The sequence below is a fragment of the Phenylobacterium sp. genome (assembly GCF_035276905.1).
In the GTDB taxonomy this organism is placed as follows: domain Bacteria; phylum Pseudomonadota; class Alphaproteobacteria; order Caulobacterales; family Caulobacteraceae; genus Phenylobacterium.
In genome coordinates this window covers 16,459-25,883 of sequence record NZ_DATELG010000162.1, presented here as the reverse complement: position 1 = coordinate 25,883, position 9,425 = coordinate 16,459, and the positions used below count along the sequence as shown (strand labels likewise).

10 protein-coding genes are annotated in these 9,425 nt (G+C 66.2%); 5 read left to right on the top strand and 5 right to left on the bottom strand.

Translation table 11 applies throughout. The annotated features are described in order from the left end of the window. The first annotated feature begins 283 nt into the window (after positions 1–283). The 3 genes from VJS38_RS07425 (at position 284) to VJS38_RS07415 (ending at position 5,075) form a co-directional block, all read left to right on the top strand. Positions 284–3,040: an HAD-IC family P-type ATPase gene (locus VJS38_RS07425; protein WP_324087514.1), complete on the top strand. Its 2,757-nt coding sequence runs from the start codon at positions 284–286 to the stop codon at positions 3,038–3,040. Then, entirely contained in the window at positions 2,937–4,082 is a 1,146-nt protein-coding gene (locus VJS38_RS07420; protein ID WP_324087513.1) for a M10 family metallopeptidase C-terminal domain-containing protein, read from the top strand. The genes VJS38_RS07425 and VJS38_RS07420 overlap by 104 nt, the downstream gene beginning before the upstream one ends. 204 nt (positions 4,083–4,286) lie before the next feature. Continuing rightward, entirely contained in the window at positions 4,287–5,075 is a 789-nt protein-coding gene (locus tag VJS38_RS07415; RefSeq protein WP_324087512.1) for a hypothetical protein, read from the top strand. Here VJS38_RS07415 and VJS38_RS07410 read toward each other — a convergent pair. Both VJS38_RS07410 and VJS38_RS07405 read right to left on the bottom strand, forming a co-directional pair. Then, positions 5,053–5,340, bottom strand: coding sequence for a multiubiquitin domain-containing protein (locus VJS38_RS07410; RefSeq protein WP_324087511.1), 288 nt, complete (start codon positions 5,338–5,340; stop codon positions 5,053–5,055). The two genes, VJS38_RS07415 and VJS38_RS07410, sit on opposite strands and share 23 nt — an antisense overlap. A 90-nt stretch (positions 5,341–5,430) precedes the next feature. Further along, complete coding sequence (locus VJS38_RS07405; RefSeq protein WP_324087510.1) at positions 5,431–5,628, bottom strand: DUF2188 domain-containing protein; 198 nt, start codon at positions 5,626–5,628, stop codon at positions 5,431–5,433. Between the two features lie 156 nt (positions 5,629–5,784). Between VJS38_RS07405 and VJS38_RS07400 the strand changes: the two genes are divergently transcribed. Then, complete coding sequence (locus tag VJS38_RS07400; protein WP_324087509.1) at positions 5,785–6,684, top strand: ImmA/IrrE family metallo-endopeptidase; 900 nt, start codon at positions 5,785–5,787, stop codon at positions 6,682–6,684. A gap of 40 nt (positions 6,685–6,724) precedes the next feature. Here the strand turns inward: VJS38_RS07400 and VJS38_RS07395 are convergent, their stop codons facing one another. Then, positions 6,725–7,654, bottom strand: coding sequence for a 5'-nucleotidase (locus tag VJS38_RS07395; protein WP_324087508.1), 930 nt, complete (start codon positions 7,652–7,654; stop codon positions 6,725–6,727). 249 nt (positions 7,655–7,903) lie between these two features. Between VJS38_RS07395 and VJS38_RS07390 the strand changes: the two genes are divergently transcribed. Then, positions 7,904–8,731 carry a hypothetical protein gene (locus VJS38_RS07390; RefSeq protein WP_324087507.1) on the top strand — a complete coding sequence of 276 codons (828 nt, stop codon included), beginning with the start codon at positions 7,904–7,906 and terminating at the stop codon, positions 8,729–8,731. A 30-nt stretch (positions 8,732–8,761) separates the two neighbouring features. On the opposite strand, the gene VJS38_RS07385 is transcribed toward VJS38_RS07390, so the two are convergent. Together VJS38_RS07385 and VJS38_RS07380 are read right to left on the bottom strand one after the other, a co-directional pair. Next, positions 8,762–9,166, bottom strand: coding sequence for a type IV toxin-antitoxin system AbiEi family antitoxin domain-containing protein (locus VJS38_RS07385; RefSeq protein ID WP_324087506.1), 405 nt, complete (start codon positions 9,164–9,166; stop codon positions 8,762–8,764). Beyond that, a complete protein-coding gene (locus VJS38_RS07380) occupies positions 9,142–9,369 on the bottom strand; it encodes a type IV toxin-antitoxin system AbiEi family antitoxin domain-containing protein (RefSeq protein WP_324087505.1) in 228 nt (75 codons plus the stop codon). Before VJS38_RS07380 ends, VJS38_RS07385 begins: the two co-directional genes overlap by 25 nt. Positions 9,370–9,425: the final 56 nt, after the last annotated feature.

Below are 9,425 nucleotides of genomic sequence, written 5' to 3'. Positions count from 1 at the left end.
GGCGATAAGGCGATCTTGGTCGAGGGCGGCCGGTCCACACGCGCGCTCCAAGGCCCACGCCCGAACGGCGTGACCAAAGAGCGGGTTCTTGGACGCTTGGCGTCTGTGTCCGGGCGACCCGCATCGGCCCGGCCGCTGCAAATTAGCGCTCGGAACGAAGTGGTTCAACGATGCTGTAAGCCGACGCGCCCCGGGGCGGCGGCGCGGCAATGGGTTTCGGCCTTGCCCCAGGTCAAGGTCCGCGCGGCGGGCGCGTTTAGGAATGGCGCGTGCAGGAGCGAGCATGGCCGACGCCAGCGACAAGGCTGATCCTCGTGGCCTTGGCGGCCTGACAAGCGCCGAAGCCGCGCGGCGGCTTGCCGAGTTCGGCCCCAACGAGCTGCCTTCGCCGGGCGGACGCAGCGTCGTGACGATCGTGTTCGAGACTCTGCGCGAGCCGATGTTCCTGCTGATGTTCGGCGCGGCAATCCTCTACCTGATCGTGGGCGACATCGGCGAGGGCCTGTTCCTGGTCGCGGCCGCGGCGACCTCGATTGGCCTCGTCATCGCCCAGGAGGCCCGCAGCGAGCGCGCCCTGGCCGCCCTGCGCGAGCTCGGCCAACCGACGGTGAAGGTGGTGCGCGACGGCGCGGCCGTGACTTTGCCGGCGCGAGACCTCGTTCCGGAAGACATCATCCTGATGGGCGAGGGCGACCGCTTGCCGGCTGACGGCCTCCTCGTGGCGGGGGACGTCCTCAGCCTGGACGAATCCGCCCTCACCGGGGAGTCGGCGCCGGTGGTCAAGCGCCTGGCCGAACGCGGTCAGGGGTTCGATCCCGAAGCCCAGCCGCACTGGCAGGTCACGCCGCATGTCTTCTCCGGGACCCTCGTCGTGCGTGGCCAGGGCGTGGTGCGGGTCGGCCGAACCGGAGCCCGCACGGCGCTCGGCCGGATCGGTGCGTCGCTGGCGTCCATCGCCGCCGAGCCGACGCCGCTTCAGAAGTCCGCCGGGCGCCTGGTGTCTCTGCTGGGCGGCGTCGCCCTCGGCTTCTGCGGCTTGATCGCCGTCGTCTACGGGCTGCTTCGCCACGACTGGGTCGATGGCCTGCTCTACGGCGTCACCGTAGCCATCGCCCTGGTTCCGGAAGAGTTTCCGATGGTCCTGGCGGTGTTCATGGCCCTGGGCGCCTGGAGGCTCGCCAAGGAAAAGGTGCTCGTTCGGCGCAGCGCTGTGATCGAGGCGCTCGGCAGCGCCACCGTGCTGTGCGTCGACAAGACCAGAACCTTGACCGAGAACCGGATGCGCGTCGCCCGCCTGTGGCGCGAGGGGCGCGAGGGGCGCGAGACCGAGCTCGAAACGCCCTCGGAGGTGGACGCGCTGAGCCCGTCTGCGCAACGGCTTCTGGAGGTGGGCGCCCTCGCCTCGGCGGTGCGTCCGGTCGATCCGATGGACCGGGCGATCCGCGAGCGTGCGGCCTCGCCGATCCAGCTGAGGCCGACAGACTCCGAACCGGAGCGGACCTGGCCGCTAAGCGCAGGCTTGCATGCGATCACCCAGCTCTGGCGGATGTCCGACACCGCGCGATTGGCGGCCGCCAAGGGCGCCCCAGAAGCGATCATCAAGCTGTGCCGTCTCGAAGCGGCGGAGGCCGACCGGCTCATGAAAGCTGTCGCGCGCTTCGCCAAGGCGGGGCTGCGCGTCCTGGCCGTCGCCGCCTGCCCGACGACGGACGGGTTCCCCGAGACTCCTGAAGCGGCGGCCTTTCAATTCGAAGGGATCATCGGCTTCCGTGACCCGATCCGCGCGGAGGCGCCCCGCGCTCTGGCCGAGGCGCGCCGAGCCGGCGTGCGCATCGTGATGATCACTGGCGATCATCCGGCCACCGCGCTGGCCATCGCCCGCCAGGCGGGCCTCGACGCCAGCGGCGGCGTCCTGCAAGGGCCGGCGCTGGCGGATCTTCCGTTCCCGAGCCTGCGCGAGCAGCTGCGCGAGGTGAACGTCTTCGCCCGCATCGCGCCGGAGCAGAAGCTGCTGATCGTCGAAGGCCTGAAAGCCGACGGCGAGGTCGTGGCCATGACCGGCGACGGGGTCAACGACGCACCGGCGCTGGAAGCCGCTCACATCGGCGTCGCCATGGGTCAGAAGGGGACGGATGTCGCCCGCGAAGCCGCCGACCTGGTGCTGCTCGACGACAGCTTCCCCTCGATCGTCGCCGGGGTGCGGTTGGGCCGGCGGATCTTCGACAACCTCCGTCGTGCGCTGATCTATGTCACCGCCATCCACGTGCCGATCGCTGGCGTCGCCCTGGTCCCCCTCCTGCTCGGCCTGCCGCCGATCCTCTATCCGATGCATGTCGTCCTGCTCGAGCTCGCCATCGACCCAATCTGCGCGCTGGCCTTCGAAGGCGAGCCCAGCGACGCCGCCGCCATGAGCCGGCCGCCGCGGCGCGCCGACGAGTCGCTGTTCGGGGCTCGCCAGCTCGGCGCGGCGCTGCTCCAGGGCGCGAGCATCTTGGCCGGGACCTTGGGTTTCTATCTCTGGGCGCTGCAGACCGGCCCGGAGACGCAGGCGCGCGGCGCGGCGTTCCTCACTTTGGTGGTTGGCAACCTCGCCCTGGCGCTTAGCGACTCCGTTGCGCCCGGCGGGAAACTGTTCGCTCGCCATCGCCTCGCCTATTGGGTCATCGCGGCCGCGGCGGTCATCGCGCTGGCCCTGGCGTTGGAGGCGCCCTGGCTCGAGGCGATCTTCCGGATGACGCAGCCGCCGGCGCCGGTCCTGGCCGCTGCGGTCGTCGTCGCCGTCGTGTGCGGTGCGTGGATGCGCCTCCTGCGATTTACCCCTGATCCAGGGGGTGCTGCGCCGTCGCCAAGGCCTGGGCGTACGCCCTGGACCGGCCGCAACGAAAGCGACTCCGGTCGGTTGTCTTGGCGGCTCGCCATGCAACAGGAGCTGGCCGATGTCCTACATGTTCGGCGACACCTCCGGAAATTTGGGAGACCACAAGCAGGCGGGCGCCCAGACGATCACTCAGTCGTTCGATCAGACATCCCAGACGACTAAGCCGTCGCCCATCCTGGTGGGCGACGCCGCCGCCCTGCTCGACCACGCGCGTGGCGGCGACGACAGCCTCACCAACCTGCTCCCCAACGCCACGTTTGGCGATCCGACGGTCATCGGCGACGCCCTGACGATGACGAAGCATGCCGTCGGCGGCGACGACACGCTGCGGGCGGGCGGGGCCAACGGCGCCAATCCGGTCGCCTACGGCGACGCCCTCGAGATGAATGGTCACGCTCTGGGTGGGAATGATCAAATCTCGGTCGCCGCGACATTCGCCCAGGCAACTGGCTATGGTGACGCCAAGACGATGAGCGGTCACGCCCAGGGCGGAAACGACAGCCTCACCGGCTCGGCTGGCCACGGCAATGTCGTGCTCTATGGCGACGCCGAGTCGATGACCGGCCATGCGATCGGGGGCGGCGACACCCTGACCGGCGGGGCGACCAGCGGAACGATCGCTTTTCATGGCGACGCCCTGACGATGGATGGGCATGCGCAGGGCGGAAACGACAGCCTGTCCGGCAGCGCCCCTGGCCCCTTCGCCATGTACGGCGACGCCGAGACCATGAGCGGGTTCGCGCACGGCGGGGCCGACACCCTCGACACCGGAGGCTATGGGGACGCCAGGACTCTCAACGATCATGCGCAGGGCGGCGACGACGTGCTCTACGGCGGCTTTCAGAACCCCCTCTACGGTGACGGGCTCGAACTGCTCGGCCACGCTCAGGGCGGGAACGACACGCTCATCAGCGGCGCCGGCGCCGACACCATGTACGGGGACGCCCAGACCGTAGCGCCGGGCGCCCGTACCGGCGCCGACCTGTTCGTCTTCTCTCCTCCGAACGGGCAGGACCAGATCATGGATTTCGAGCCCGGCAAGGATCACATCGAACTGAAGGGATCTGGCTTCACGAGCTTCCAGGATCTGGCCAGCCACATCCAGGACACCGTGGCGGGGTCCCTGATCTCCTTCGACGCGAGCGACAGCATCCTGGTCGCCAATGTTCACCAGTTGGGCGCAGGCGACTTTGTCTTCACCTGACCTGGGGAAGCCAAGGCGAGGGTTCGAAAATTGGGGAGAGTTGAGCCGCCAGCGCTTGATCCCCGTCAAGGCCGGGTCGACCGGCGGTCCACGCTCATCGGCTCCGCCGGCGCCGGCTGACCGAAGGCGCGGCGCATTTGATCCGGGTCGTATCGCACCCGCCGAATTGCTGCTGAACTGCCTCGGGATCTAGGGAACGACGCCATGGCAGCGGCGGCAGGTCTGAACGAGGGCGTCGTCGTCGCGGTGCGCGGACCGGTGCTCGACGTCAGGTTTCCGCCCCCGCTTCCGGCTATCAACTACGCCCTGCAGGTCGTTTGCGGCGAGCGGGCGCTTGTGGCGGAGGTGCAAAGCCACGTCGATCCGACGACCGTGCGGGCGCTGGCGCTCGCAGACACCAACGGCCTGAGCCGCGGGACTCCCGTCCGGGCCATGGGCGGCCCGATCACCGTGCCGGTCGGCGAGGCGACGCTAGGCCGGGTGCTGAACGTGCTGGGGGACGTCTGCGACCGGGCCGCGCCGCTTCCGGCAGACGCCCCGAGATGGCCGGTCCACCGCGCGCCGCCCAGGCTCCAGGATCAGAGCGCAGCGACCGAGATCTTCGAGACCGGCGTAAAGGCGGTCGATCTGCTCGCGCCGCTGGCGAAGGGCGGCAAGGCGGCCATGTTCGGCGGCGCCGGCGTCGGCAAGACGGTGCTGGTCATGGAGCTCATCCACGCCATGGCGGCGCGCTACGAGGGGGTGTCGGTCTTCGCCGGCGTCGGCGAGCGCTCGCGCGAGGGTCACGAGCTTTTGGCTGACATGGCCGCCTCCGGCGTGCTGGAGCGCACGGTCCTGGTTTTCGGCCAGATGAACGAGCCGCCAGGGGCGCGCTGGCGCGTGGCGCTGAGCGCGCTGACCATGGCGGAGTTCTTCCGGGATGTCGAACGTGACGGCATATCCCCTCTCGACGAGGCGCCGGATGTCGTCGTTACGACTGACCAGTGTCTGTAACATTGAACTCCATCCCGTCCTTCACCTTCACCGACCCGCCCGGCGACAGGACGCCTTCCGGCTTGTTCCCGTTGCCCTTCTTGTAAGTCACGGAATAGGTGCGTTCGGGGTGTTGGGGGTAGTCCGGGAACTCCAGCGTCACCACCTGGGCGTAGGTGATGTCGGTGTTCTTCGGCCACTCGTGGGGCGTCGCCTCCACGATGATCGTGACCGTCTTATCGTTGCCGCCACCCCCTCCGGGGCCCTTGTCACTATGCTCGGCCATGGGCCGCGCTCCTTTCTTGATTGTGCGTCACTACGCGGCCCTAGACCGCGCTCCGATCTGCGGGACCTCGCGCGGGTGTAAGCCTGGCGCTTATGTGCGCCACTTGTCGCGGCCCGGGCCGACGCTCCGCACGCGCTCGACGTGGATGGTGGCCTCAGGGTTCAGGGCCTTGGCCCTGGCGATTGCCTCGGCCTGGGTCGGGGTTACCGCGCTCGCCCGGTGGGCGTTGGGTTTCAAGACTTTGTACTGCCCGTCCTCACGCCGCTCGATAAAGAACCGATCTGACATTTCGCTCTCTCCTTTCAGGGTCGACTCGCCCTGGCTCGACAAGGTGAAGGTGGCGGCTGTGGCGGACGGAGTCAACCATGTTGGATGATTTCCTGCCGAAAACGACGATTTGATGCGAGATTGCGATTCAGAGTATGCTCGCGCGCGGAGGAACACATGATCACACCCTTCGGCATCGCAACCAGAAAGCTACGTTTGGACAAAGGCTTGCGCCTTCTGGACCTTGCAAGTCTGCTCAACCTTAGCTCGTCGTTCGTCTCCGCGGTCGAGACGGGAAAGCGCCCCATCCCGTCCGGATACGTCCAGTCCGTTTGCGAGGTGATGAAGCTGACCCCCGACGAGGCCGTCGAGCTTCAGAAGGCTGCCGACCGAAGCCGAAGCGCGGTGGATGTGGACGGTTTGCGGGGGCCGCAACGAGAGTTGGTCGCGGCCTTTGCCCGCCAGCTTGATGAACTCCCGCCGGAGCTATTGGAAGAGATTAAGCAAAAGGTCTTCAAATCTACAACCGGCGAGACCCCGTTTAGGCGGCGCCGGAAAGGGCTGATGGTCGCCCCTGCCTCCACGAAGGCTCTCTGGACTTTTGCCGAACAAGTACGCGCCACCTTCGTCAATTCTGATGAAATATATTTCCCTATTATGGATGTTCTAGAGTTTCGGCTCCAGCGTTTCTTTGATGGATTTTATGTAGATCCATGCAGCAAAGAAGAGATGGGTTCTGAGGAGGGATTGGTAATTGCGGGAGAAAATTGCATAAAGCTCCGAGAGGATGTTTACGAGGGAGCTTGGAATGACATAGGTCGTGATAGGTTTACTGCATGCCACGAGTTCGGGCACTTCCTGATGCATCGGCAGATAACGATGGCGAGGGTGCGCGATGACGCTTCACCGATTTACTGCGACGCCGAATGGCAGGCCGATACCTTTGCTGGTGCGCTCTTGATGTCGGCGAACCACCTCCCGGAATTTCCAACCTCCGACGCTGCTGCGATCAAGTGCGGCATGACCCCTATGGCGGCGACCGTCATGTGGTCGAAGTACAAAAAGGAAGGCGTGTAGAGTTGAGTTGGCGCTGACGGGTGCGCATAAAAAGCGGCACCTATTTCGCCGCGGGAACGATCAATTCATCAGGAGCGTGTGGGCCGGGAACATGGCCTGCTGGCGCTACGCCTCGGGCGCCGAGCACATGCTTCTCCTGATCGTCGAAGAAGATGTGGGCTCCGAATGCCTCTACGAATGGAGCCTTGATATGATGCCCCACGAAGTGGGCTTCATCGAAGGGCGTTCCCCACTCTCGGAAGGTGAGAACGACGCGCTCGTGCGCTGGTGCATTTCGAGCCGTTACCAGTGCGAGCCGGACGCGGCTGGATCCGTCGTCTCGCATCACCTGGCCCCTAACCGCCGCCAATTTTCTCAGGAAATGGCCAAAGGGCCCCCGGTTCATCGGCACGTGAGCGTTCGCACGCTCGTGTGCCAGAAAGGCGTCCAGGCCGTGGGCCTTATAGATCTCATCTGATGCTGCATCGAAGAGCACGGCGTCCCCATCGAAGGCGATGCGGACCTCGTCCTCTGGCGCGAGGGCGGCCCGTTCCGGCGGGGGATGCAGCCTTGCAGCGGCCGTCCCCGCGTCGGCGGCCATCCGCACATCACCTTCTTCGTTCGATAGAAACAAGTCGACTGACCACGCCTGCACTAACGGTCCAGCCGGACGTCCGCTGACAAAGCTGCCGTGTTTAATACCCAGGCCGTATTCGGCGATCGAATGGAACGCGCGAAGGGATAGATCCGGAGAATTACGGGAGATAAGGACCACCTGAACCAACGGAGGTCCTTCGGCGGGATTTAGCCCCAGCAATCTATCCACGACGTCAAACCCAGTACCCTTTGGCAGGACCACCTGCTCTCGCTCTCTCTGCAGCGCGGCATATGCCTCTACGCCCTGTTCTTCGAAAACACTGTGCTCTTCCCGAAGATCGAACAGTGCTCTCGTCGAAATTCCAACGATCAGGGGGCCGGTGACCTCAGGCATCAGGCGTGCGTCTCAATCATCTCGCTGGCAAGTTGGTGAGAAGAAAGTGCCGCTTCAAGGCGTAGCTCCGCGCTTGAGCGCACCGGTCACGTCGCGCTCCCGCGCGGGGCAGGGGCCGCACCTGGCGCAGCAGAGAACAAGTCGCCGGGTCCCGGCGAGGATTCGTCTTGAGCGATCCCGGCCGCGGGCGCGCTATGCGCAGGGCCGCCCGGTCTCCGACGTGGCGTGGCTCTGCCGCTCGGAGGTCTTATGCACGAAGAACCCTCGCTGCAGCTGACACCGCCGGATGGATTGCACTCACTGGTGCTCGCCCGCATCGCCGACGGGGGCTGGCCATCCAACAAGATGGCCCAGGCTGCACTCACGTTGGAAAGCGCCCTGTACGAGGCGCTGGAAGCGCGGGGACATCGCGCAGAGGAGGGGGAAATCTTCATTAGCGGCGAGTCGTTTTCCTTCACCATCGAGGAACCGCTTCGGCGGACCCAGGTCCGGGTTCGCCGCGGCGAACCCGGCTACAGGCGCGGTGAGGAGACCTGGCAATCGAGGCTTGTCCCCTCGGGCAGGCTGACCCTCATCGTTTCTCGCCTCACGGGACCTCCGCCGACGCGGCGATGGACCTACCGCCCTGATCGGCCGCTGGAGCGCCAGGTGGATCGCCTGGTGCGCAGGTTTGAAGGGCTGCCCCAGGAGATCGCCGAGGAACGCGTTCGTCGGGAGCAGTGGGATAAGGAATGGGAGCGGAAGTGCCGCCGCATGGCGGCCCGCTACCGCTGGGATTTGGAGGCCGAGGAACGGCCGGCCCGACTTCGTTCGATGACGGAGAATTGGCACGAGGCCCGCCGCATTCACGACTTCCTCGACGCGCTGGAGGCGCATCTGGCCTCAGCCCCTTCTGGCGCCCTTAGCAAGTGGTTGGACTGGGCGCGGGACTACGTCGAGGAGTTGGACCCGTTCTCGGTCGGAAACATGGCCGACCTCGAAGATCATGCCGCGATCCTGGCCAAGCCAAAGCGCGGCAAGCCCGATCCGGACGAGCAGGAGCTGCGCGATCTCGGCTTCCTCGACGACTACCTCTGACCGCTGCGGCCAAGCCGGCCGGCATCCTTGTCACGCCAGCGCTTCCAGATAGGGCCGGATCACGGTCTGCACGCGGTCCACTTCGGCATGGCGCCAGAGATCGTCGATGGAGGCGCGCCGGGACCTGGCCAGCAGGTCCCTCAGCGCCTCCACGGCGACGTCGACACCGATCTTGTTGCGGTACTTGAAGCAGTCCGCCACGGTTTTCGCGGGCGCGGTGATCGGCACGGGCACGCTGTCGATCGTATGGACCTGAATCCCGGCGCGCAGCGAGGCCGCGCTGGCGCGGAAGACCCTGATCTGCACGGCGGGATTCACCGGCGCCCAGTCTTTTGGTTCGAGCAGCATCCAGACGGCGTGGGGTGTTTGCGTGGTCAGCTCATGGAATTGCAGGGCCGACAGCAGGCCGATCACCCCTTCGGCTGGATTCGCCACGCCTCCGCCAGGCTGGAGGCGGCACCGGACGGAGCGTCGCTGAGCTTGTAGAGCCCGCGTCCGATCCGTTGCAGGGCGCCTTCTCGCATGAGACGCTGGAGATAGACTCGCGGGACGCCGGCTTTATCGAAGTCGACGCTGCGCGCGATCCCACGCTCACGGGCGACCGCGATGGCGCGATCCTTATGCTGGCGGGCTTCCAAGAATGCTGTTCCAAATCCTCGGCAATTGTGGACTATTTCCGAGGATTTGTAACAAG